This window comes from Granulicella sp. S156 (genome assembly GCF_009766105.1).
GTDB lineage: Bacteria > Acidobacteriota > Terriglobia > Terriglobales > Acidobacteriaceae > Granulicella.
In genome coordinates this window covers 339,091-365,082 of record NZ_LMUH01000026.1, presented here as the reverse complement: position 1 = coordinate 365,082, position 25,992 = coordinate 339,091, and the positions used below count along the sequence as shown (strand labels likewise).

At 56.9% G+C, this 25,992-nt stretch carries 16 protein-coding genes and 1 tRNA gene; 7 read left to right on the top strand and 10 right to left on the bottom strand.

All coding sequences use genetic code 11. The features are described from left to right. Window positions 1-145: 145 nt before the first annotated feature. Window positions 146-2,581, bottom strand: a complete 2,436-nt coding sequence (gene lon, locus GSQ91_RS23060; RefSeq protein ID WP_158824102.1) for an endopeptidase La — start codon at window positions 2,579-2,581, stop codon at window positions 146-148. A gap of 225 nt (window positions 2,582-2,806) precedes the next feature. On the opposite strand from lon, the gene GSQ91_RS23055 reads away from it, so the two are divergent. The 7 genes from GSQ91_RS23055 to GSQ91_RS23025 all read left to right on the top strand — a co-directional run bounded on the left by GSQ91_RS23055 (window position 2,807) and on the right by GSQ91_RS23025 (window position 11,156). Further along, window positions 2,807-2,888: transfer RNA gene (locus GSQ91_RS23055), tRNA-Leu, on the top strand. Between the two features lie 70 nt (window positions 2,889-2,958). Beyond that, window positions 2,959-3,300 (top strand): DUF3467 domain-containing protein, encoded by a 342-nt coding sequence (locus GSQ91_RS23050; RefSeq protein ID WP_158824101.1) that lies wholly within the window; start codon window positions 2,959-2,961, stop codon window positions 3,298-3,300. 66 nt (window positions 3,301-3,366) lie between these two features. Continuing rightward, window positions 3,367-4,959 (top strand): glycosyltransferase family 39 protein, encoded by a 1,593-nt coding sequence (locus GSQ91_RS23045; RefSeq protein ID WP_254064843.1) that lies wholly within the window; start codon window positions 3,367-3,369, stop codon window positions 4,957-4,959. Between the two features lie 40 nt (window positions 4,960-4,999). Further along, window positions 5,000-5,368, top strand: a complete 369-nt coding sequence (locus tag GSQ91_RS23040; RefSeq protein WP_158824099.1) for a hypothetical protein — start codon at window positions 5,000-5,002, stop codon at window positions 5,366-5,368. A 77-nt stretch (window positions 5,369-5,445) separates the two neighbouring features. Beyond that, on the top strand, window positions 5,446-8,301 hold the full coding sequence (locus GSQ91_RS23035; protein ID WP_158824098.1) for a carboxypeptidase regulatory-like domain-containing protein: 2,856 nt from the start codon (window positions 5,446-5,448) through the stop codon (window positions 8,299-8,301). Between the two features lie 100 nt (window positions 8,302-8,401). Beyond that, window positions 8,402-8,767 (top strand): hypothetical protein, encoded by a 366-nt coding sequence (locus tag GSQ91_RS23030; RefSeq protein WP_158824097.1) that lies wholly within the window; start codon window positions 8,402-8,404, stop codon window positions 8,765-8,767. A 94-nt stretch (window positions 8,768-8,861) separates the two neighbouring features. Further along, window positions 8,862-11,156 carry a TonB-dependent receptor gene (locus GSQ91_RS23025; protein WP_158824096.1) on the top strand — a complete coding sequence of 765 codons (2,295 nt, stop codon included), beginning with the start codon at window positions 8,862-8,864 and terminating at the stop codon, window positions 11,154-11,156. Window positions 11,157-11,162: 6 nt separating this feature from the next. Here GSQ91_RS23025 and GSQ91_RS23020 read toward each other — a convergent pair whose 3' ends face one another. The 9 genes from GSQ91_RS23020 to glnD all read right to left on the bottom strand — a co-directional run bounded on the left by GSQ91_RS23020 (window position 11,163) and on the right by glnD (window position 25,922). Beyond that, complete coding sequence (locus GSQ91_RS23020) at window positions 11,163-11,627, bottom strand: N-acetyltransferase (RefSeq protein WP_158824095.1); 465 nt, start codon at window positions 11,625-11,627, stop codon at window positions 11,163-11,165. Continuing rightward, window positions 11,624-12,799 (bottom strand): VanW family protein, encoded by a 1,176-nt coding sequence (locus GSQ91_RS23015; protein WP_158824094.1) that lies wholly within the window; start codon window positions 12,797-12,799, stop codon window positions 11,624-11,626. The genes GSQ91_RS23020 and GSQ91_RS23015 overlap by 4 nt, the downstream gene beginning before the upstream one ends. A 26-nt stretch (window positions 12,800-12,825) precedes the next feature. After that, entirely contained in the window at window positions 12,826-13,977 is a 1,152-nt protein-coding gene (gene mqnE, locus GSQ91_RS23010) for an aminofutalosine synthase MqnE (RefSeq protein WP_158824093.1), read from the bottom strand. Window positions 13,978-14,020: 43 nt separating this feature from the next. After that, on the bottom strand, window positions 14,021-16,087 hold the full coding sequence (locus GSQ91_RS23005) for a hypothetical protein (RefSeq protein ID WP_254064842.1): 2,067 nt from the start codon (window positions 16,085-16,087) through the stop codon (window positions 14,021-14,023). Between the two features lie 223 nt (window positions 16,088-16,310). Further along, entirely contained in the window at window positions 16,311-17,990 is a 1,680-nt protein-coding gene (locus GSQ91_RS23000) for a hypothetical protein (protein ID WP_158824091.1), read from the bottom strand. Between the two features lie 566 nt (window positions 17,991-18,556). Next, the gene (locus GSQ91_RS22995) at window positions 18,557-20,197 is read right to left on the bottom strand and encodes a hypothetical protein (protein ID WP_254064841.1); all 1,641 of its coding nucleotides are present in this window, start codon (window positions 20,195-20,197) and stop codon (window positions 18,557-18,559) included. Between the two features lie 332 nt (window positions 20,198-20,529). Continuing rightward, entirely contained in the window at window positions 20,530-22,236 is a 1,707-nt protein-coding gene (locus GSQ91_RS22990; RefSeq protein ID WP_158824089.1) for a hypothetical protein, read from the bottom strand. Between the two features lie 278 nt (window positions 22,237-22,514). Then, a complete protein-coding gene (locus GSQ91_RS22985; RefSeq protein WP_158824088.1) occupies window positions 22,515-23,132 on the bottom strand; it encodes an NADH-quinone oxidoreductase subunit B in 618 nt (205 codons plus the stop codon). Between the two features lie 174 nt (window positions 23,133-23,306). After that, window positions 23,307-25,922, bottom strand: coding sequence for a [protein-PII] uridylyltransferase (glnD, locus tag GSQ91_RS22980; protein ID WP_254064840.1), 2,616 nt, complete (start codon window positions 25,920-25,922; stop codon window positions 23,307-23,309). Window positions 25,923-25,992: the final 70 nt, after the last annotated feature.

Sequence of the window (25,992 nt, the reverse complement as noted above, 5' to 3'; positions counted from 1 at the left end):
GCTTTTGCTTTTCTGGTTTGTCATTCCGAGCGGAGCGAGCGAACCTGCTGTCTCCCGTTTTTCGTTCGCACCTCCCCGAAAGCGTACAGATCAGAAAAAAGGGCGATCCGCTCTTCGCGAATCGCCCTTGTATTCCTTCGCTCAACTACTCCGCAGCGCCAGCAAGCACTTCTTCCCGCACCTCGTCGTAATGCACCGCTTCCTTCACCGTCTTCGGCAAAGCCACAGCCAGCACATCCTCGATCCGCGAAGCATAGTGAATCGTCACGCCCTCGACCTGATCCGCTGTAAGGTCCTCTTCCACATTAGACTTCACATCTATCGGAAGAATCACGTCGCGAACACCCGCCCGCTTGGCCGCAAGGAACTTCTCCTTGATGCCGCCGACCGGCAGCACATTGCCGCTCAGCGTAATCTCGCCGGTCATCGCCAGCAGCGGACGCACAGGCTTATCGGTCAGCAGAGATACCAGCGCCGTCGCCATCGTGACACCTGCGCTCGGGCCGTCCTTGGGGATCGCTCCCGCCGGAACGTGAATGTGCAGGTCGATGTCCTTCAGCACATCTTCGTCCAACCCTAGTGAGGTCGCATTCGACCGCACCCACGTCAACGCCGCCTGCATCGACTCCTTCATCACATCGCCGATCTGGCCTGTGATGCTGAAACCTCCCTTGCCCTTCATCTTGTTGGCTTCGATAAAGAGCACGTCGCCACCCGCCGGTGTCCATGCCAGGCCCACAGCCACGCCTGCACGCTTGGTGCGCTCGGCAATCTCTGTGTCCACACGAACCTTGATCCCACCCAGGAACTCGTGGATGATCTCAGGCGTAATCACCAGCTTCTCCGTCCGCCCTTCGGCGACCTTGCGAGCCAGCTTGCGGCACACCGTTCCGATGAGCTGCTCCAGCCTGCGCACGCCGGCCTCACGCGTATAGTGCCGCGCAATCAGCCCAACGCTGGCTGTCGGAAACTCGATCAGCTCCGGCGAGATGCCGTTCTCCTTGATCTGCCGCGGAATCAGGTACTTTTCCGCGATGTTGACCTTCTCCTCTTCCGTATAGCCGGTCAGCTCGATGATCTCCATGCGGTCCAGCAACGGCGCAGGAATCGGGTCAAGCTGGTTCGCTGTGCAGATGAACAAGACCTTGCTCAGGTCGAACGGCTGGTCGAGATAGTTGTCCCGGAACGTATTGTTCTGCTCCGGATCAAGCGTCTCCAGCAACGCGCTCGATGGGTCTCCGCGGAAATCGCGGCCCAGCTTGTCGATCTCATCCAGCATAAAGACCGGATCGTTGACCTCAACCCTCTTCAAATGCTGAATAATCTGCCCCGGCAGCGCGCCGATATAGGTGCGCCGATGCCCGCGGATCTCCGCCTCATCATGCATACCACCCAGCGAGATGCGCGAGAACTTGCGTCCCAGCGAGCGAGCAATCGAACGTCCCAGTGAGGTCTTTCCCACACCCGGAGGTCCGACGAAGCACAGGATCGGCCCCTTCATATCCGGCTTCAGGCGCCGCACACTCAGATAGTCGAGAATGCGATCCTTCACCTTCTTCAGCCCATAGTGGTCCTCGTCGAGCACATCCTGTGCCTTCACAATGTCCACTTCGCCGGCCGAACCCTTCGACCACGGCAATACCGCCAGCCACTCCACATAGTTCCGCGTCAGCGAGTAGTCTGCAGCCGCAGGATTCATCCGGCCCAACCGGCCCAGCTCCTTGAGCGCGTCCTTCTTCACGTCTTCGGGCATGCCCGCCGCTTCGATCTTCTCCTTCAGGTCGGCGATATCCTTCTGCGTGTCGTCCTGGTCGCCCAACTCCTTCTGGATAGCCTTCATCTGCTCGCGCAGATAGTAGTCGCGCTGCGATTGCTGAACGGAGTCCTGTACCTCGGTCTGGATCTTGTTGCGAAGCTGCTGCACCTCGATTTCTTTAGCCAGGTGGCTATTGATCTTCTCCAGTCGCGTCTTCACATCCGTCGTCTCAAGCAGTTCCTGCTTGTCGCCGGTAGAAAGGAACGGCAGACTCGACGCGATAAAGTCCGACAGTCTACTCGGCTCCTCGATGTTGATCGCGATCGTCTGCAGGTCGTCCGACAGCGTCGACGAGGACGTTACGATCTCCTGGAACTGCCCCACCACATTCCGCTGCATCGCCTCTGCCTCCGGAGACACCTCCGGCTCAGTCTCGGGCAGCACTTCGCACTCCGCCATCAGGAACGGCTGCGACTGGGTAAAGGCCCCCAGCTTCACTCGCTCCGTACCCTCAGTAAAGACAAAGAGGCTTTGGTTCGGCATCTTCACGACCTTGTGAACGGTCGCACGGGTACCGATAGTATGCAGGTCCGACCCATCCGGCTGGTCCTGCCGGGCATCCTTCTGAGCCACCACAAGGATGGTCTTTTCCTCGCCCAGGGACTGGATCAACTGAATGGAACTCTCACGCCCTACAGTCAGGGGCAGAACCGCATGGGGAAACAGAACGGTGTCCCGAACGGGCAAAACAGGGTAAGAACGGCCCTTGTCCTCCCCAACCCTGACTTCCGACGGCTTGATCACGCTAACAAATTCGCTTGGCATCTTGAGTGTTCCTCTATCAACTTTCATGAATAGGATGCACTATCATCCTCGTCGGTCGCAAATCTGTCTCCCAAACACCAGATTTCCCACAGATCTCCACTCCTTGAGACGTAAAAGGCGCCCTCCGCGACCGCCCCTATAGGAAAAACGCAAATATTGGGTAAAAGGTTCATTTTGCTCATCCGATTGCATCTCCTCTATATTCCCGTTACCCTTAACTCCACTGCGGGAGTGGTGAAATGGCAGACACGCAGGTCTTAGAAGCCTGTGCTTCGGCGTGAGGGTTCGAGTCCCTCCTCCCGCACCAAAATCCATAACGCCCCCGGGAAACACCCCCGTTACGGCACTTTCCAACAAAGCCCGACTTCAGGATGACGATGAGCCAGACCATTACCCAACCCGACAACACCAAAATCACCCTGACCAAGTCAGCCGACTACCGCGACTCCTATGCCAACAGCGTCCAGGTCCGCCTCTCCATCTGGGACTTCTTCCTGGTCTTTGGCACGCTCGAGCAGCAAACTGCCGAGCAGGTGGGCATCGACAACTTTCAGGGGATTTATCTTAGTCCGCAACAGGCCAAGGCGCTCAACAATTTGTTGACCCACAACCTCGCACAGTACGAGCAAACCTTCGGCACCATCTCGCTGGACAGCACCCAATCGGGAAACCAGCCGGGCGGCCCGCGTTTCGTCCCTGGCAACGGTCCCGTCCACTAAACAGTGGACTCTCTTCCGCAAGCTCTCCGCAGGGCCGCCGCTAAACTGGCGTCCCTGCCTGGACGTATGCTCTTCGCGATCTTCTTCATCGCGATCGCACTGGCACACACCACACTCCTGCGCCTTCCCTACTTCTGGGATGAGGGCGGCTATTACATCCCAGCCGCCCTCGACTTCTACCACCGCTTCACCCTGATCCCCGAATTCACCAACGCTCATCCGCCACTGCCGAACATCGTCCTCGGCACGCTCTGGCACATTACCGGCTATCGCATCCTGGCAACACGCCTCATGGTCTGCGTCTTCTCCGCCGCCGCATTGCTGGCCGTGTTCCGGATGACGCAGCGCCTCGTTAGCCCAGCCGCAGCAATCGCGGTAACGCTTCTCACAGCGACCTACCCGATCTGGTTTGTTCAGAGCACGCTAGCACACGCCGACATCTTCGCCGCAGCGTTCACGCTTTGGGCCTTCGCCCTGTACTTCACAACAACACAATCGACCGCTGCAATAGATAGCCATGTAAAGCGCACGCAACTATGGATTGCCTTGCTCTTCTCGCTTGCAGCACTCTCCAAAGAGACGACCATCGTCGAACCCGCCGCTCTGGCTGCGATGCACCTTGTGCTGCTGATCCGCGACCGTCATTCCCTCATCGCACGACGCATTCACGCAACCTGGCTCATCACACTTTCGCTGCCGCTTCTGCCACTGCTCGCGTGGTACGGGTACCATCATCACCGCACAGGCTTCACCTTCGGCAATCCCGAGTACCTGCGCTACAACGCGACCGCGAACCTCAGCGCAGCGCATATCTTTATCTCGCTGTACTACCGCTTTCTGCACCTGGTTTGGCAGCGCAATATATGGGTCGCAATCGTCCTCACGCTCGCCTGCCTGTTTCTTCCACGGCGCTCTGCAAAGGGAGCACAGCCACTACCATCAGAAACACTCCGTACAATCGCAGTTCTAGTGGCTGCCAACTGGCTAGCCTTCTCCATACTTGGGGGAGCGCTTCTCACGCGCTATCTGCTGCCCATCTATCCGCTGATACTGTTCACCTGCGTTGCTATCTGGCGCGCTCGCACACGCCGCTGGCCCTGGCTTGTCGCTCTCACCGGAGTATCGTTTTTTGCAGCGCTCTGGTTCAGTCCACCGACGTCCTATGCTCCGGAAGACAGCCTCACCTACCGCGACATGATCGTTGTCCATCAGGAAGCCATCGATTACATAACCCAACACTTCCCCGATGCCCGCGTCCTCACCGCATGGCCCGCAGCAGCAGAACTCTCACGTCCCGACCTTGGCTATGCACAACGCTCAATCAAGGTCGCGCCCATTGAAAACTTCACAGCTGTCGAAGTCCTGAAAGCCAAGCAGGAACCTGAGCTCTTCGACACCGCTCTTGTGATAACCACGCGGTATACGACACCCGGCCTTCGCAGCTATCTACTCCAACATCCGGACTCTCGGCGCGGACACGAATTCGCCACCGAGCGCGATTTAGCGCCTACAGAGATAGCGTCTATCCTCGGCGGCAAGATCGTCTGGCAGGACAATCGCGACGGCGAATGGGCCGCCGTTATTAGGTTTTCGCGCAGCTATGAGGCCCTGCTGCAGCTACCTCAGATTGCAACTAGCGCGCCGCAAATCGGACACTGATCTGCAGATCGCTCCACCATTCCTGCTACACTCGTCGCACATGCGTCGCATTCTTGCATTGCTGCTGCTGGCTGTCTTCGGTCTTCCGACCGTCGCACCGCTGCTTGCAATGGGGCAGGACATCGACGCGCATCTGCCTGCGTGCTGCCGCCGCAACGGCGCGCACCATTGCATGATGAACACGGACCAGCAGTCGAACACTCCTGCGTTCAGCGCCCGCTGCCCTAACTTTCCACGGCCCACCATGACCGCGCCTGCAGGCACGTTCGCAGCGATTGCGACACCTTCGCTGCTGGCTTTCACTGACATCTCAATCCTCGCCGCTCCCCAGCGCGCCGAAACCCAGCGCCGCATCTCGCGCGAGCGCTCTCGCCACAAACGTGGCCCTCCTGCCGTTCGTCTCTCCTAGCTCTTCCTTTCCATCCCCAAGAAGAACTTCCGCAGCCACGTCTTGTCGTGTGCTTTGCTGTCCCCTGGAGGACGTACGTGTATCGCCTTTTATCAATCTTTCTGCTGTCCCTTGTAGTGCCCTGCCTTACTGCGCAGGAGACCATCAACAACGCCTCGCTCTCCGGACGTGTCACCGATCCCACCGGAGCCATTCTTCGCGACACGACCGTAACGGCACGAGCAACGGTTACAAATGTCGAGAGCAAAACAGAAACCGACGCTGCAGGACGCTTCCGATTTCCTTATCTGCAGGTCGGCCAATATCAAGTGACGATCCATCATGACGGATTCTCGGATGCCGGAATCTCCCTCACTCTAACAATCGGCGCGGACTTCAATCTTCCCATCACTCTCACCGCTGGCGCTACACAAGCCGTCACCGTAAACGCCGTGTCTCCCGTCCTTGAAACAAGCCGCAGCCAAATCGCTGCAACCATCTCGCAGAATGAAGTTGCCAATCTGCCGTTTGAAGGACGCAACTATCTGGATCTTTCACTTCTTCTGCCGGGCGTCTCTCCCACCAACACCGCGAGCACACAGACGTTAGCAGAGACATCCGAGGTCGTAGGCCAGGGGTATTCCATCAACAGCCAGCGCAACTTCTCCAATAGCTTCGTTGTCGATGGCCTTTCGGACAACGACGATGCTGCTGACGTAGCTGGAAATGTCTTCAGCATGGACGTAGTGCGTGAGTTCCAGGTCGTGACATCGGGAGGACAGGCGGAGTTCGGACGCGCCCTCGGTGGTTACTTCAACATCGCCACAAAGAGCGGAACCAACCAACTCCATGGAACCGCCTATGGCTTTCTCCGCAATCAACGGCTGAACGCGGACAACGCTCTCTCTGGCAGCAACCTGCCAATTACTCAAGGACAGTACGGTGCAAGCCTGTCAGGACCTCTCCAGAAAGATCGCACCTTCCTCTTCGGCAACTTTGAAGAGGAGCGTCTGCGAACCGATGGCATCATCACCATCACCCCGGCGAACGCAGCCACGATCAATTCAAAGTTGAAGGCTGTCGGGTATCAGGCCCCGTTGCTCACGGTTGGAACAGGTCCCACCACCCTCTATCCCACCACATTGCATACGGACACAGCCTTCCTTCGCGCCGATCACAGCTTCAGCCGCAACGATCAGTTCAGCGTGCGATACAGCTACTACCAACTCAACAGCCTCAACGCGCGGGGCACAGGCAGCCTCAACGCAGTTAGCAATGGAACCTCTGTATTCGACACCAACCACACCGTGGCCCTCAGCAATATTGCCACGCTGTCACCGCGAACCTTCAATGAGACGCGTGGCCAGTTCATCTATGACAGTCTGAATGCCCCTCCGAACGATCAGATCGGCCCCGTTGTCAGCATCTCCGGTGTGGCAACCTTTGGGCGATCCACCTCCTCACCGACGGCTCGTCTAAACTATCTGGGCGAGGTAGTCGACAACCTCGTTATGGAGCGTGGAGCACACACCTTCAAGGTGGGCACAGACTTCCTCTACAACGACGACACGATCACGTTTCCCCAGTCGTTGCGCGGCTCTTACTCGTTCTCATCCCTCTCCACCTTCCTCAATGGCACCTATAACTCGCAGGGCTATACCCAAAACTTCGGAACACCAATCGTGCAGCAGAATAATCCCAGCATAGGGTTCTATGCGCAGGATGAGTGGAAGGTCTCGCAGTCTTTCACGCTGAATATCGGAGTGCGGTACGACCTCGAATTTCTACACACTATCAACACCGATACCGATAATGTCTCGCCCCGCATCGGCTTCTCATGGTCACCCTATGCGAATCGAGGAACCGTGGTGCGTGGCAGCTACGGTCTCTTCTACGACCGCATTCCGCTGCGTCCACTCGCCAATGCACTTCTCTCGGCGCACAATACCATCGACCCGGCCCAGGCAGCGCTGCTGAGTTACACCTTCTCACCTGGACAAGCCGGAGCTCCCACATTCCCTAATGTGGCTATCGCCCCACCAGCAGGGGCCGTAGAAAACTTCTCCACGATGAACCCCAATATTCAGAACCCTTACTCCCAGCAAGCGAGTCTGGAAATTGAGCAGCAGCTCTCAAAGACCAACACCCTTGGGATCAACTACCAACATGTGCGAGGAGAGCATCTCATCGGGTCGATCAACACCAACATCAATCTCGATGGAACGCGACCTGATCCCACCCGTGGCAACATCAAGCCCTACAGTTCGGCCTTCGACTCCTACTTCGACGCCCTGGAAGTTTCATTGCAGCAACGTCCATTACCATGGGGCTCTGCTCGACTCTCTTACACCTACTCCAAGGCCATCGATAACATCAGCGAATTCTTCTTCAGTGCTCCAATCAATAACTTCAACCTGCGTGAAGACCAGAGTCGTTCCGACGACGACCAGCGTCATCGCGTTGTCTTCGATGCAAGCCTTACCTCCTCTATCAAGCCCGCCAACGGCTGGGTCGATCATCTGACGCACGGATGGAGGCTCGGAGGAGTTCTGCAGTACTACTCGCGACTGCCTTTCAACATCACCACGGGTGCAAACACAAAACAGGCGACCGCACAAAGACCATGCGCATCAGGCTTCAGCCTGACAGCCAATGGCGGCTTGAACCCTTGCACAGAGGCTCTCCCGGGAGCGGTCATCGGCCGAAACTCTGGTACCGGGTTTGACTTCTTCAGCCTGAACTCGCGCCTTAGCCGCACATTTTCGCTGACAGAGCGAGTCAAGCTGGAAGGCATGGCCGAAGCCTTCAACGCACTCAACCATCGCAACGACATGATTCCGAACGGTACATTTGGCAACGGCAGCTATCCCAACGCACCGAACTCAACCTTTGGTCAGGCAACGGCAGTAGGCGATCCAAGAAGCATTCAACTTGGCGCTCGATTGAGCTTCTAATTCGATGCACTTCTTTAGGACAAGCCGTACTAAGTTTGGGCACCGCAAATCGGATACAGATCTGCGGATAGCAGAGTCATTCCTGCTAAACTCCTCGCACATGCGTCGCGTTCTTACATTATTGCTGCTGGCTGTCTTTGGTCTTCCAACCGTTGTACCGCTGCTTGCAATTGGACAGAACATCGAGGCGCACCTCCCTGCCTGCTGCCGCCGCAACGGCGCGCACCATTGCATGATGGACGCGGGCCAGCCGTCGGACGCACCAGCATTCAGCGCACGCTGCCCGGAATTTCCGCGGCCCGCCATGACTGCACCGACAGGCACGTTCATGGCTGTTGCTGCGCCATCGCTGGCCGTTCTCGCGAACATCTCGACCTTCACAGTTACCCAGCGCGCCGAAACCGAGCGTCGCATCTCACGCGATCGCTCCCATCAAAAACGCGGCCCTCCTTCGGTTTTCCTCTAAGAGCAAACGTAATTTTTTAGCTGCTGGTTGCGAACAGTTTTAAAGCTCCGCAATCGGCCTTTGCTTTCGTCGCAGTTGTGGCGAGGAGGTCTATATGCGCAGAGTCGCATGGTTGTTTTTCTTGTTCGTAGTGGTCTTGATGGGCACAGCGCAGGCGCGCGCCAATGAGTTTGGGCAGGTGCGTGGAGTAGTGCATGATCCACAACACAGGCCAATCGGTGGGGCAAAGATTACGCTTCGCGCGGCACACTCCTATCTCACTTTCTCCGCGGTATCGAATCGCGATGGAGCCTTTGAGATAGCTGCAGTTCCCCTCGGCGACTATGTCGTCACGATCAGCGATGCGGGATTCTCTGACTTTCAACAAACAGTTACGGTCAATAGCCAGTCCACCATTGCGCTTCACTTTCAGTTGACGCTAGAGACAGTCAACCAGTCCGTCACGGTGCAGGGCACGGAGAACGCTACGAACATCGATTCGGTGACACCTGAGACGCAGATCGACCGTATCGACATTGCCAGAACCCCAGGGGCCGACCGCACCAATAGCCTGGCGATGATTACCGACTTCGTTCCTGGCACCTACATGACACACGACATGCTGCACATGCGCGGCGGCCATGAACTCAGTTGGCTGATCGATGGTGTCTTCATTCCAAATACAAACATCGCCAGCAACATCGGACCGCAGATCGATCCAAAAGATATCGACACCCTGGAAGTAGACCGCGGCAGCTATAGTGCTGACCTTGGTGACCGCACCTATGGCATGTTCAACGTAGTGCCGCGCAGTGGCTTCGAGCGCAATCGTGACGGCGAGCTTGTGATAACGGCGGGCAACTTCTTCCAGACAAACGATCAGATCAGCCTGGGTGACCATACGGAGAGGTTCGCCTGGTATGCGAGCCTCAACGGCAATCGCAGCGACTACGGACTGCAACCCGCTGTCTCACAGCCCGTGCACGATGCAGAAAACGGATACGGCGGGTTTGCGTCTCTGGTCTACAACCACGATTCAGCCAACCAACTGCGGTTGACCACTCAACTGCGGACTGACTACTACCAGATTCCGAAGGACCCCGATCCCAATGACTGGGAGAGCTCCTTCTACAACTCAAGCCAGCTGAACGACGGAGAGCACGAGACGGATAGCTATGCTGCCTTTACCTGGCTGCATACATTCAGTGCAACGACTCTATCGCAGGTATCGCCGTTCTTTCACTACAACAGCGTCAACTATCAGTCGAGCCCCAACGATATGCCGGTTGCAACAACCGTCAATGAGACCGGACTCTACGCCGGAGGACAGGCATCGATCTCAACAGTGATCGCAAAAAATTCAATCTCGGCGGGCATCTATGGCTATGCGCAGCACGAGAACGATCTATTCGGGCTGACCATCAACGATGGCACCTACCCCAACTTCCCGCCGGTAAATCCTGTAATTCTTGCCGGCGTTCAAGAAGCCTACCTTGAAGACAACTACAAACCAACCTCCTGGCTAACGTTGATCGCAGGCGAGCGTCAGACACACTTTCAAGGGACCATCACCGAGAACGCAATCTATCCGCGCCTCGGTATCGCCGTGCAGATTCCAAAGCTCAACTGGGTCTTCCGTGGCTTCTATGGACACTTCTACCAGCCGCCACCGCTGACTAGTATCAGTGGCCCTTTGCTGAACTACGCCCTGAGCAACCAGGACGGCTATGTTCCACTCAAGGGAGAGCGCAATGAAGAACACCAGTTCGGCGTGCAGATTCCCTTCCGCGGCTGGGTGTTGGATGCCGACACCTTCCAGACCCAGGCAAAGAACTTCCTAGATCACAACAATATCGGCGAGTCGAGCGTCTTTATCCCGATCACCGTGCAGGGTGCATTGATTCAGGCGTGGGAATTGACGATACGTTCTCCGCACCTATGGCGCTTTGGGCAGGCCCACCTCTCGTACTCGAATCAAATCGCCCAGCAGATTGGCGGCATCACCGGTGGCCTAACCTGCGTCGGCGCGTCGCAAGCTCCAGGAGATCCTTGCTATGTCGCGCCAGGTTACTCAGCGCTCGACCACGATCAACGCAACACGCTCAACGTTGGCTTCAATGGCAACCTGCCGTATCGCATCTTCGGTTCGTTCAATGTGTACTACGGTTCTGGTTTCTCGAACGGCGACCAGCAAGCGCCCTCTCCGCACACCGGCCCTTATCTGCCGTCACATACAACGGCAGACCTTGCACTGGGAAAAGACTTTGGCCAGAAGTACACGGTCTCTGTGAACATGCTAAACGTCGGCAACACGCGAGTGCTGCTCGATAACAGCCTTACCTTCGGCGGATTTCACTATAACGACCCGCGGCAGATCTATGGAGAGTTCCGCTATCGCTTTAAATTCTAGGTCGTGTTATCTCGTAATAGATAGCAGCGATTTGAAATACGCCAGTGCATGAACGCCGGTGCCGTAGAAATCCTCTACGGCACCGGCGTTCACATACCCGCTTCGTTCGTAAAAACGAATGGCAGCCGTGTTCCCTGTAAACACATGCAATGCCATCGACACACATCCGGCGACGTGGCATTCCTCCTCCACGCGCCGCATCAGCCGGCTTGCAATACCGTTTCTCCAATGCGCTGGATCGACATCGAGTGTCACAACATATCCGGCATTCTCTGGCTCTACATGCGCGATGCAGAAACCCACAAATTCTTCATCCTGTTCCACGATCACAACGCGCGCCTTCTCATCCTCGGCAAAGCGCCGCATCATGGCACGCGTAAACCGAAACTGCGGCGCAAAGCATATATCGTCGAGCCGAACCAGCGCATCGAGATCAGTCTTGCGATACCCTCGCAACATGTAGTCGTTCACGCGCCTATCGTCTCGGGTTGCATCTGGATAGCTGAAACAGCACCCGTCTCTACCTGAAAGATTAAGCGGCGAGCAAACGTCAACGCCTCTTCCTCATCGCGAACCAGCCACGGGTCTGACACAGCCTCCGGTACCCGTGTAGGTGGGGATGTCATGAATACATCGAACGTGCGGCCACCCATCGCACCCATACGCCACAGCCAGGGCAGCAGACTTTGACTCACGCAGAGATGCGTCACATCAAGACGCAGAGACTGTGCGAACTTCACCGCCATGCGCTCCGCCGAATGCGATCGCGCTATGTCTTTCGACACCAACACGTCGCCCGGCCTGCGAACACGTTGAACATATTCCTCAAACTCCGGCAAGTCGGAATCTACCAGATAGGCCGTACGCTCTCTATACTCCGCCGCAGCCCGCGGTGCTTCGTGGCGGAAGCAATCTGTGACACCGCAACTCGCACAGCTTTGTAATTCCTGTAGCGCACGTGGCTCTACGATCTGTTCCAACCTTACGTATCCTGGCGACGGAAACACACTCGAACCACCGGTCTGCCACTCTACGATCAGTTCTTCTCCACTCATCCAGGCTTTGATTCGCGTTTGTTCCTGCACACGAAAACGGAGGTCGACATAGTTCCAGGCCACTGTCGCATCGTGCGCCGGCGCGTCGGGCATTTTTATGGAGTGCGCATGGCGCTCAACGATCTCACACCCACTCTTCAGCGCGAGGCCATAGAGCGCGTTGGAAAGTTGGCACAGCCCGCCACCTACGGCTGGAACGACACATCCCTGCTGCAACATCCGGCCTACAACAAAGCCACGTTGCCTACTCGCTCTGCCGATCTGTCGCCAGAAACTGAAAGTACCGCCTGCATCAATAACGATGCCGTTCAGGCGAGAACAAGCGCGACGCAGATTCTCCACCTTGCCAAGTTCAAACTCGCGCTCCCGTTTGTCCACATCGGACCACAGACGCGAACGCAACTCGTATCGAAGCTTCCATTCGTTTTTGGGATGTCTTTCGATCGGCCAACTGCGGGCCGTGCGATCAAGGTCATGCACCCAGCGTTGCGCGCGTAGCCCCCGGACTTTGATCGCAAAGATGACAGCACTCCATCGAGTAGGAGTTTTGCTGCCTGCGCCGCGAGTCGTATCCTCGACAAGTTCCACCGTGCGCCTCGCCAAGACGATTTAGATCAGACTGCGACCGTAAAACTGTCCTCAGTGCGCGTCACGGCACGATACATCGTGTCGCGCTCAAACGGCACCCGGCCAGCTTCGACGATGAGCCGCACAAGATCCTGACGGCGCAGTCCCTGTGGCGTCTTCGCTCCGGCATCGTGGTAGATCTTCTCTTCAATCACCGTGCCATCGATATCATCCGCACCAAAACGCAGTGAAATCTGCGCCATCTTCGGCGTCACCATCTGCCAGTAGCTCTTGATGTGCGCAAAGTTATCCAGCAGCAGACGGCTCACAGCAATCTGCTTAATGTCCGTCATGCCGCTCGACTTCGGAAGGTGCCCCAACGCTGTATTTTCCGGATGAAAGCTCAGAGGAATGAATGTCTGGAAGCCGCCGGTCTCATCCTGCACGGCACGCAGTTTCAGCAGATGATCGACGCGATCTTCATCGTTCTCAATGTGCCCATAGAGCATTGTGGCGTTCGACCGCAGCCCAGCCTTATGCGTGAGCCGCGCCGTGTCCAGCCATTCGCCGCCATCGATCTTATGGTCGCAGATGATGTGTCGCACGCGGTCCGCAAAGATCTCTGCACCGCCGCCCGGGCACGAATCCACACCCGCAGCCTTCATGCGCTCCAGCGCCTCTTCGATCGTCATCTTGCCGCGTTTGGCAAGAAATGCGATCTCGACCATTGTGAAGGCTTTGATGTGGACCTGCGGATAGCGATCTTTTAGTCCGCGCACCAGATCCATGAAATATTCAAACGGAAGATCAGGGTGCAAACCACCCACGATATGGAACTCCGTGACGGCCTCGGTCAACCCCTTGCCGGCAGTCTCCCAGGCTTCCTCGAGCGCCATCGTATACGTATCGGCTGCGCCTTTCTTGCGGCCGAAGGCACACAACCGGCAGGAGGCAACACACACGTTCGTGGGGTTGATATGGCGATTCACATTGAAGTATGCGAGATCGCCATGCAGCCGTTCGCGGACGAGATTGGCCATCCAGCCAACGGCCAGGATGTCACCGCTCCGATAGAGCGCAACACCATCGTCAAAGCTCAATCGCTCACCGCGCTGAACCTTGTCCGCAATCGGCTCCAGTTGCGGATCGTCGGTTTGAAAGGAGTGCCGTGGACGCTTGTTGATAGCCTCGGAGTTCATCACTTTATATTCTAGACCTCCGAGGCTCTTGTGAATCGCATTCTCACTTTGCCGCCGAAATTGGGGAGACAACCATCTCCGGCTGGATAACCATCCCGTCAAACATGGTTGCGCCGATCAGGTGGTTGCCAATAGACCGGACAAACCGCAGATTCCAGCCCGTTTCCCAGTAGCTCACCTTGTAGTCCGGCAAACTCACCGCAAACGTAATCGTAGAACTTGCGGATGCCACCAATACGCGATGGCCCGCCGCATCGAAGAAGATGCCGTCCACATCCGTCACGAAGAGATTGGGCAGCATCGTCCACGATTGCCCGTGATCCGTGGAACGAAATACGCCTGGGTGTCCGCCAACCCACAAATTGTCCTGCTCATCTACCGCGATAGCTGCAACCTGCTTCAAATCCTCCGGAAGATTGACCGTGTTCCATGTAGTCCCCGCGTCCAGCGACAGATCAATGCGCTTTAGTCCGGCGACCATCACTGTAGTCTTATCTGCCGCGACAAAATGCGGATCGGACATAGAGAAGGAGCTCACAGGAGTCCAAAAGTGCCCGTCATTGTCTCCGCGGAGCAGGCCCTCTGAGGTAGCTGCATACACCGTACCGCCATCCGCAACGAGCGAATAGACGGCCGCACCAAGGTTCGAAAATATCGGTGGCGGTGCAGCGGGCCGCCGCTTCGATCCGGCTCCTGGTTTCTTCTTGGCTGTTTCTGTCCCCTGTTGGAAAACATACGATACAGGCGTCGCTTTAAGCCTGACTCCGGCCTTCGGCTTGGCTCCAGGCTTTGACTTTTTAGGCGCACTCGCTGGGGGCGTAGCAGGAGGTAGAGCGCCAGAATCAGACCAGCCTGATTCACCGAGACGAAAAATACCGTGCTCCGTTCCTGCAAGCAGCGTCCCCGTAGGCGTCGACGCCAGGCTGAAGACATCACGGCCGCCGAGACCGGAACTCTGCTGCTCCCATCGCACTCCTCCGTCGACGCTCCGAAACACGCCTCCGGACTCTTTGGCATTCGCCACTCCCGCATAGATAGTGGCATGGTTCTGAGAGTCCGATGCAAAAGCCGTTACCTGCTGCGCCGAAAAACCTGTATTCGAGGCCTGGAAGCTGAAGCCCGTGTCCTCGCTGCGCAGAACCCCACCCCGATCGGTCGCGAGCAGAACGTGATCCGGGTTCTTCGGATCGACGTAGACATCGTTCACAATAATTTCCGGCCCGGTCATCCGTATAAAGGTCTTACCGCCATCCTGCGTGCGATAGAGTCCCTCCGTGGTGCCTGCATAAACCGTCTCGGGATGGACAGGGTCTTGCAGCAGCCTGCGCGTCCTGCGCGCGGTAGACGGAATACCCTGTATCTTTTTGAACTGCGCCGCGGCATCCACGCTCTTGTAGATACCCGAGCAAGCACTTGCATAGACAATGGAAGGCTTCGCCGGATCGATGATGATCGAAAATACATCCGAATCGTCGATGAGACCCTGTTTGATGGGGTCCCACTTCTCGCCACCGTCTACGGTCTTCCAGGGCAGGTGCCACGTCCCCGCATAAATAATCTTAGGATCGACGGGATCAATGGCCAGGGATTCAACCTCGTGAATCTCCTTGCTTCCCTCCGGGCTGATGAGCTGCCAGTGTTTGCCGTCGTCCATGCTGCGATAGATACCTTTAAGAGTGCCCGCAACCAGCTCATCCGGGTTAGACAAGGATTGAGCCATCGAACGGACTGACTGCCGGCGCATCTCAGCCTGTGCATACCAGTTCCTGCCCGCGTCATCACTGATGTATACCCCGCCGTCGGGGCTGCCGACCGCGTACGCCCCGACAACCATGTGCTTCGGGTTCCTGGGATCAATCAGGATGTGGCGGAGCACCAGATCGTCGCGCTTGTCGATGCGCGACAACCGTGCCCACGTCGAGCCACCATCATTGGATTCATACAGCCAACCGATGGCCGTCCCCATATAGAGGTGCTTGGAGTTACCAGGATCCGCCGCAAAAGAACGGGCATCGCCACCATAGGGACCCAAAGGAAACCAAGTCACCGCGTGCATCGCGGTCGGCACAATTGCACAAAATAAAACCGACATACCAAGCTTGCGTAACATACGCCAAATCATTCTTTTCTTGTGACCTCTTGCTTATCTATTAAAGTTAACCCGTTCTGCCACGAATTGCACCCTCCTTAAAGCACTTCCCCCCTGAACCTTGCCTCAAAAGAGATACCTGCACCAAAGCTGCCTTCGTCAGAGTCGCGGGCAAAAGACACGGCTGGCGGGAGATTCCCAGCCAGCCGTGGTTGATAGGCTTCTATATTCCTTGTCGACTGCCTTACTTGCGACGGCGTCTCCCGGTTGGCAGCGGTTGTCTTGGAGTCGGCCTGACAGCAGCCTCATCCACAGGGCTAAGTCCGGCGGTATCAAAGATGGCTCCCTCCGGGATGATGGTCGTGGTTGCGTTCCTGGCATCGGCCGTACCGGTGTAAACCGCGATACGCGCGGGATTCAGCCCCTTTTCGCTCACCAGGTAGTCCTTCGCATTCACGGCACGTTCTGCAGCTTTGTGGTCGGCCGTTACTTCGCCATCCGTAGCGTTGCCGATAATCGCCAACTTGGCTTGCGAATCGCGTTGGGCACTGAGGGCAATGTCATCAAGGCAAGCCTTGGCTTCATTGTCCACGCGTGTCGGGCGCTTCGGATCACGATCGAATCCGATTGTGCAGAGGCTGCTCGCCTTAGCGGCTGGCGGGGGTGGCGGAGGAGCGGATACCAGGACAGCCGCCGTTGACGAAGCAGTCTGGGATCTGTCGTCGACCACATCGCAACTTACAGTAATCGTTGAACCGGGGGCAGCTCCACTCGTCGACATTGTAGTTGTTGACGTATTGCCGCTGATCGTACCGGCCGTGGCGCTGTAGCTGTAGGTCAGAGGACGGTTCTGCGGGCTTACACCGCTAGCCGTAATCGTCGATGGGTCGCCAGGATTGACCGTCGATGGATTTGCCGAGCAGCTCACTGTCGGCGGCTGGAAGGCGGCCACAGTAAACTGCGTCGAGCAGTCGGCGACCTCATAAGGCCTGGATCCCTGCGCTACGTGGCCATGTACCGTGTAGCTACCAGGCGCGAGTGACTTCGTGTTCACACTCACTACATCCGAGGTGCCGGAGACAGGAATGCCCTCCGCTGCCCAGGTATAGCTCGCAGCCTTCTTGGGGTTCAACCCGGCGGGAGTTCCGCTGATCGTAACAATATCCCCAGGATAGATCGTGCCGGTCGGCACCGTCACAGAGCAGGCGTAGCTGACAGGTTCAGTCCACTGCTTGTGGCCCGGATGCAGCACAATGCCGGCACTTAGATCGATCCCCTTAAGGTCGGTATTTCCCCCCAGCCAGGGAGTTCCATAAACGGGAATACCTCCCGCATAGGGCGTGCCAAAGTCTGCATGGGCGTAACGAAAATCCACCTGAATCAGGCGAAAGCTGACACGGTGTCCCCAAAGCCCTGTGTTGTAGTCCAGGCCGCCGCCAGCCGTGAGGGCTGGACCCCACGTCGGGGGCTCGTGCTCAAACAACGCTGGAGCATCGTTGTTCGGCCCCACGATACGTGCCCCGCCAAACAATACATGCGCAAAGGGCGTGAAATTCGAAATCGGGAAGCGATAAATGCCGCCTGCCGATATGGAGTTGAAACCATCGTTATCGCTGCCATTGTCTGCCGTGCCATTGTGATCGACAAACGAAACTTCAACACCTAGATGCCTGGTAAAAAACAAGGAGCCGGCTACGGTTCCGCCTGTCGTAATCGACGCATAGGGGATATTGAACGGCTGTAGCTGGGCATGGGAATTGAAATACGAGTATCCCAGGAAGATGTTATAGCTCGGAAGGTTATCCTCCGAAACGGGAGCAGCTACTTTGGCCGCACTTTGTGCATTTAGACCTGCTACTCCAACGCTAGCCATACCGGCAACCAGCAGGCATCGGCCAATATTGCGGAACGAATGATAAGACATAAGACGTAGCCTCCCCACAGTCAGAAACAAAATAATAGGTCCAGCGGATTATAGTCTGCGAAACTTGTGTACTTTGTTGATTCGCAAAACTTCGCGCCCAGATACCTGGCATATCCGCCGAAATTTGGCCCTACGCGTAATTTCGCGTATTGCATAGTTCAGCTTTACTAAGAGCTATTCCTTCGAGGAAAGCCTTGAGCAAAGGCCCTGGAGTATTATGACCGTATTTCCTTGCACCTGCAAGCCATTGATTACAATAAGTTTACATTCAAAGAACACCATCTGCTGGAATTCTCCATTTGATTGAAAAGTATTCGAATCAAAAAGCCACGGATAAAGGGTATTCCACGAAAGTGTACTCCCGTTGCTTACAATCTCTAGTAAAAATGCTTAAGGGTGATCAGCTTCTTATTACCCACAACAATACACCTCGTCTTGCCCAGCGATAAGCTGCACGTTGAGGTGCGGACTCAAAGGTGAGTCCGCCATTCAAAATAAGCACTCGCCAAAAGAAACGGCTGGCTGAGAATCTCTCAGCCAGCCGTTCTTATGTCAGCTTCCGCCTATTAGTTGGTAGCCGCTGTTTTGTGGTGATGCCTCGGGGCTCCGAGCGGCGTACGAGGCTGGACCTTGACGGCTGTCTCATCCACAGGGGTGAGTCCAGTCGTATCGAAGGTCGCACCAGCCGGGATGATGGTTGTCGCCGCGCTCTTGGTGCCGGCCGCGGCGGTGTACACCGTGATGCGCGAGGCATCCACACCCTTCTCGGTTACCAGGTAGGCCTTCTCATTCACTGCACGTTCTGCAGCTTTGTGATCGGCCATCTTCTCGTCGGCTGCAGCGCTGCCAACGACAGCCAGCTTAGCCTGAGAATCTCGCTGGGCGCTGAGGGCGATGTCGTCAAGGCAAGCCTTGGCTTCATTGTCCACACGCGTCGGGCGACGCACATCGCGATCGAATGCGATGGTGCAGAGGCTGCTCGCTGTAACTTGCGGGGGCGGGGGTGGCGCGGCTACCATGACGGTCGCCGTTGACGAAGCAGTCTGTCCCTTATCGTCGACCACATCGCAGCTCACAGTAATCGTTGCGCCAGCGGCAGCTCCACTTGTCGACAACTGCGCCGTTGATGTATTGCCGCTGATCGTGCCAGCTGTAGTGCTATAGCTGTAGGTCAGAGGACGGTTCTGCGGGCTTACACCAGTGGCCGTAATCGTAGAGGGATCGCCCGGGTTCACCGTCGAGGGATTCGCCGAGCAGCTAACAGTGGGAGGTGCGAATGGGCTGACCGTAAACTGCGCCGTGCAGTCGGCGATCTCAAGAGGCTTGGCTCCTTGTGCTACATGGCCGTGTACCGTGTAGTTGCCAGGGGCGAGTGACTTTGTATCCACGCTCACCACATTCGAGGTACCGGAGACAGGAATGCCCTCCGCTGCCCAGGTATAGTTCGTGGTCCTCTTCGGGTTCAGACCGCTGGGGGTTCCGCTGATCGTAACAACATCCCCGGGATAGATCGTGCCGGTTGGAGCCGTGACCGAACAAGCGTAGGTGACAGGTTCCGCCCATCGCTTCTCCCCAGGATGCAGGACAATACCGGCACTGAGATCGATACCCTTAAGGTCGGTGTTACCACCCAGGAAGGGGGGGCCATAAACAGGAACGCCTCCCGCATACGGCGTTCCAAAGTCCGCATGGGCATAACGGAAATCCGCCTGAATCAGGCGAAAGCTAATACGGTGACCCCAAAGAGGCGTGTTGTAGTCCAGACCGCCGCCAGCCGCCATTGTTGCCCCCCATGTCGCGGGCTCGTGCTCAAACAGCGCAGGAGAATCGTTGTTTGGGCCGACGATACGTCCTTCGCCACCCAATGCATGCACAAAGGGCGTGAAGTTCCCCACCGGGAAACGATAGATAAGACCCGCCATCGCCGAGTTAAAACCATCGTTATCGCTGCCGTTGTTTTTCGTGCCATTATGATCGACAAACGAAACCTCCACACCTAGATGCCTGGTGAAGAACAGGGCGCCCGACGCAATACCGCCTACGGTAATCGAGTCGTAGGGAATATTGAACGGCTGTAGCTGGGCATGGGCATTGAAGTATGAGTAGCCCAGGAATATGTCGTAGCGCGGAAAATTCACCGCCGCTGGAGGAGTGGCTACGTTGGGCGCGCTTTGCGCCTTGAGGTTTGCCACACCTAGGCTGGCCATACTGGCAACCAACAGGCATCGGCTGATACTGCGTAACGATTGATTGAACATGGGAAAGGGGCCCCCTACAAGTTGAAGATGAAAGTTAGGTAAGCGGCTACACGATGTATCGCTTACCTCGTATGATTCACGGACGATCGCCACAAGATGCCTATCCCGTTGGCAAAATAGCTAGATTTTCCGTGGGCAGGCGGTGCTTTAGGTGGATTCGGATGAAGCTGCTCGCTGAGATGGACTGCTCCGGTGTGATCCAAATCGGACTAGCTACATTAAAAACGGCTGGCTGGGGATATCCCCAGCCAGCCGTTGTTGTGTCAGCTTCCGCTTATTACTTACTGAGCGGATGCCTTCTTGTGGTGGTGCCGTTTGGCTCCGAGTGGGGTACGAGGCTGAACCTTGACGGCTGCCTCATCCACGGGGGTGAGTCCAGTCGTATCCAGCGTCGCACCTACCGGGATGATGGTCGTCGCGGAGGTCTTGTTGCCTGCCGTGCCGGTGTAGACCGTGATGCGCGAAGCATCCACACCCTTCTCGGTTACCAGGTAAGCCTTCTCGTTGACCGCGCGTTCAGCAGCCTTATGCTCAGCCTGCTTCTCTTCTGCCGGAGCGTTGCCGATAACAGCAAGCTTGGACTGAGGATCGCGCTGCGCGCTGAGGGCGATGTCGTCAAGGCAAGCCTTGGCTTCATTGTCCACGCGTGTCGGGCGACGCACATCGCGATCGAATGCGATGGTGCAGAGGCTGGTCGTCGTGACAGCCGGTGGCGGCGCAGGCGCCGTAACCGTAACTGTTGTCTGCTGCGAAGCAGTCTGACCCTTGTCGTCAACCACGTTGCAAGTCACACTAATCGTGCCAGGAGCAACGCCGGTCGTTGTCAGGGTAGCCGTCGAGGTGTTGCCGCTGATCGAACCAGCCGTAGCGCTATAGCTGTAGGTCAGAGGACGGTTTTGCGGGCTTACGCCGCTAGCCGTAATCGTCGAAGGATCACCCGGGTTCACTGTTGAGGGGTTCGCCGAGCAGCCGACTGTCGGAGGAGCAAACGGTGTCACCGTGAACTGCGCCGAGCACTCAGCATTCTGGTAGATCTTGTTGCCCTGCGAAATCTTGCCCTTCACCGTATAGTTGCCGGGCGCAAGCGACTTGGTGTCGATGCTCGCTACGTTCGAGGTTCCGGATACAGGACCTCCATCCGAGTTCCAGGTGTAGTTCGTGTTGCCCTTCGGGGACAGGTTGGTCGCCGTTCCGGTAACCGTAACTACGTCGCCAGGGTAGATCGTGCCGGTCGGAGCCGTCACAGCGCATGCATAGGTAACAGCCGGCGGCGGGAGAACACTGCCGATGTGCCACAGGATACCGGTGCTGAGATCAACACCGTTCAGGTTCGCACGGCCACCCAGCCAGGGTGTTCCATAAACAGGAGGAACAGTGGTGTAGGGGGGAGTAACGGTCGTAGCGACAGGGCCGAAGTCGGCATGAACGTAACGGAAGTCCGCCTCAAACAGGCGGATGCCGAGGTGGTGATGGAAGAACGGGGTGTCATAGTCCATACCACCGCCGACCGTCAGGGCCGGGCCGTATGTCCAGGGCTCATGCTCAAAAAGAGCAGGATTGTCGTTGTTGGGTCCAACAAGACGGCCCAAGCCCACGAGACCATGCGCGAAGAGCGTGAAATTCTGCATCGGAGCGCGGAAGACAGGACCAAACGACACGGAATCAAATCCGTCGTTAGCCTCTCCACCGTTTCCAGTGCCATGGTGGCTAATGATAACGGCCTCGCCACCAACATATTTATTGAAGTAGTAAGCGGCAGAAGCAGCTTCACCTACGTTGATTGACGAGTACGGAAGGTCAAACGGCTTCACCTCGCCGTGAGCTCCGAAGTACGAGTACCCCACGAATATGTCAACGCGCGAAGGATTCGGCCCACTGGGGGCGGTTGTGCTGGGCGCGGTCTGCGCGCTCAGGCTCACTATTCCAAAGCTGACCGCACTGGCTGCCAGCAGGCACCGGCCGATACTGCGAAACGGGCGATAAGACATTCGACAATCCTCCACTGAATGAAACGTGCTTACAAGTTCTACCGCTGCGGACTTAGGCTTGGAGCCGTGGTCCGCTTACCTATGGGATTCCTGAAAAGTGTAACGCAGATGTTCTCTATGTCTACAAGAAAATTCTTTTCACTGCATCAATTTAGCCATTTACCAATGAGCAAACTCATCGGCAATTAGCGCTAGAACGGTCTGCGAACCTCATAAAAGTTACGACAATCCGTTCCCCTGCCTCAACGCCAAGCTAAGTAAACCAACCCTTGCTTCCGTTACGACAAATTCAATGTCTGCCTTACTGTTCCGCGGCTGGCCTGAATCTTTTCCTGCAGCAGCGTAATGGCATACAACAACTGTTCCGGCCGCGGAGGGCACCCAGGAACATATACATCCACCGGAATTACCTGATTAACGCCTTGCAACAGAGCATAGTTATTGAAAACACCGCCCGACGTTGCGCAAGCTCCCATCGAAATCACCCACTTCGGCTCCGGCATCTGCTCGTAAAGCCGACGAATCACCGGCGCCATCTTTTGCGACACACGACCCGCAATAATCATGAGGTCGCTCTGCCGAGGAGACGGACGAAACACCTCCGCTCCGAAACGTGCGATATCGTAGCGTGACCCGCCCATCGACATCATCTCGATAGCACAGCAGGCCAGACCGAATGTCATAGGCCACACCGAGTTCTTACGAACCCAGTTGATCGCGGCATCCAGCGACGCCAGAACCACACCCTCGGGCTGCGCATCGCCCCAGCTGACCTCCTCAACCTTGTCCCGGTTCTTGCCAAAACTATCAAGCGTGCCAAAGATGTACCGGTCGTTACGCTGCGGAACCTCTGTAGGCCGCCCGCTGGTCGAGGTCTGATTAGGATCTATACTCATAAAATTCAGTATAACGATGCGATGCTAAATTATTTCAATACGTTGCCGTCGGCATCGCATCTATTTTGTTCGCCTTGTCATATCGTGCGTGCAACTGTGCGTCAAAGGGCTGGCAATGTCTGATAACAAACCTGCCTTTTCATCCTTCTAGTCGATCAATCTACGCTTGGCGAACTAACTCGCATTCTCATCGATCGCCTCCAGCAGCGCGGCCTGAAGATCTCGCTCCTGCTCCGGGTTCAACCGTTCGCCCCCATGCGTAAGGTAAAACACGTCGATTGCCGTCTCGCCCTCGGTATCGACCAGGGCCACTTCGACGTTGTGCCCTAATGTGCTCAAGGTAAGGCTGACGGCGCGCAGCAATCCCGGAACATCCTGGGCGATGATCTGCAGCAGCGTGCTATGGCTCGAGGCCGTTTCGTCGAAGTCAATCTTCGTTTCCACCGTAATGCGTGGAGCGCGACGGCGTGCTCTCCGGCGCCCGCTCAGCATCTTTTCTACAGACGCACGCCCCGCTACCAGCTCCCGAACACTTTCCACAAATCGTTCCCGCTCACTCACATTCAGTTCAAGCGTGCGAAACGTATCGGTAAACCGGAAACTGTCGACGACGACACCCGCCTCATTGGCAAATCCATCGGCCGTAACGACGTTCATTCCCCAGGCAGCCAACGCAGCAGCCATGCCCGCAAACAATCTCGGCCGGTCGCGCGTGACCAGAGCGATCTCGCTCATCGTCGTACCGTAGCTGCAGGAGACTTGGAACGGCTCTTCCTCAAAGTGCGTCGTCATCTCGAAATGGCGCCGAATCTCCTCAGGAGAACGTGTCTTCAGATAGCGCTCAGGGAAGCCCTCCAGGAACTGCTCCACCTCAGCCTCGCGTTTCGGCAGCAACGCCAGCACGCGCGCAATGCGTTCGTCCCGGCCACGAATGTTGACGCGCTCTTCATCGACATTGCGGTCCAGCTGATTAGCCGCATTCATCGACAGTCGCCAGAGGTTCTCCGCCTTCCATGGCGTAAGCGCGTCAGGATGCACGGCCTGGATGTCTGAGTAGGTAAACAGCGTCAACATACGCAGCAACTCGTGCGTCTGCACCTTGCCCGCAAACGCCCGCACCGTCTCCGCGTCGAAGATGTCCCGTCGCAGCGCAGCGGACATCTCAAGATGCATCTCAATAAGCCGCATCACCAGCGACGTATCGTACGCATCCATCTCCAGTCTGGCCAGCACACCCGTTGCCATCCGGGCGCTCTCAATAGCATGATTCTCACCGGCACGGCCCTTGCCTGTGTCATGGAGTAACGCCGCCAGATAAAGCAGCCCTGGATTTTGGAGTTCGCGCACCATCGACCGGAACTTGATGCGCCACTCCGGCGCATCCGGCCCCGGGTCGGCGCCAAGCCCATGCAGCGTATCGATCACCACAAAGGTGTGCTCGTCCACCGTGTAGCGATGGTAAGCGTCTCGAATCACCAGGGCGTCGATGCCGTGAAACTCGGGGAGAATCAACTCCAGCAGACCAAGCGCATGCATAGCCCGCAATGCTTTTCCCGCACGTTCTCCGGTAAGAATCGCGGACAGCTTGCTCCACAGCGCCGGCCCTTCCTCCAGATGCGAGGACAGCCGTGGAAGAGCAGCCGCGATCCGTTCTTCGCTCTCGGCGGAGAGTGCAGCCCCGGTCTTCGCCATAGCCGCAAACGCAGCCAATACGGCATCCGGCTCCGCTGCCGGATCGACAGCACCTGCGGGATCGAGCACAATACGCCCATCTTTCAGTCGGAAGCCAGAGGTCGGCGCGAGTTTCACGCGACGAAGTTCGCTGTCCTGCACCAGTCCGTTGACTTCCAGCTCGCGATCCAATCGCCGCTCGACAATCCGCGCATAACGGAAATAGGCCCGCATCCAGTAGGCTGCGTCGACCTTTCCGCTTCCAGCCCCAACTCGCCGTCCCAGTCCGATGCGCAGCTCTGCCGCCGCATCCTGCGCCAGCCAGTCGAGTGTGTTGTCGTCACGCTCATGCCGGTAGTGCAAAAAACATCGCGCAGCGGCCAGGAAGGCCAACGCATCTTCGAACTCGCTGCCTTCGCTAACGGTGGTAGACAAAGGATCCTGCAACATCCGCAGCCAGCCGCAGACATTCGCGTCGCGCAAACCGCCGGGGCAGTCCTTGATATTCGGCTCCAAATGAAAGAGCGTATCGCCATACTTGGCGTGGCGTTCGCGAGTAAGCGAGGCCACCTCTGCACGAATCGCCTTCGCATCGCGCGCCATCATCTTGTTGCGAATCTTGTCATCCAGCTTGGCGAAGATCGCGGTATCTCCAGTGAGGAACCTTCGATCCAGCAAAGACAGGCCAAATTCTGCATTCTCCGGAGCAAAGCGCTCGCACTCTGCCAGTGTTCGCGTCATCGGAGAGACGCGCATGCCGCAATCCCACAACGCCTGCGACACGCGCCGGATGGCATCCTTAGCGCGGACAGCTTCTCCCTTTTCCGCACAGAACAGCAGATCGATATCCGAATAAGGAAACAACTGCGCTCGACCATATCCGCCGATGGCCGCAAGAGTGATCCCCTTCGCAAGCTTGGGCTCTGCAACCAGCTCAACGGCCCACAGACGGCCAATGAGTTCATCCACCAATTCAGAACGAGACGAGGCTAAGGAAAGACCGTTGCCGCCAATCTCGAAGTCGCGGCGAATCTGCCCCAGCCGCCTCTCATACTCCGCGCGCATAGTTTCGTCGATCGTCGCCCTCACCCCCAAGCTATTCAATTTTCTTTCTGCCAATCCCTTCCCACACTGCCTGTATCCAAAAATGGCGTAGGCCGGAACGACATAGCTTCAGCCATGCCGTAAA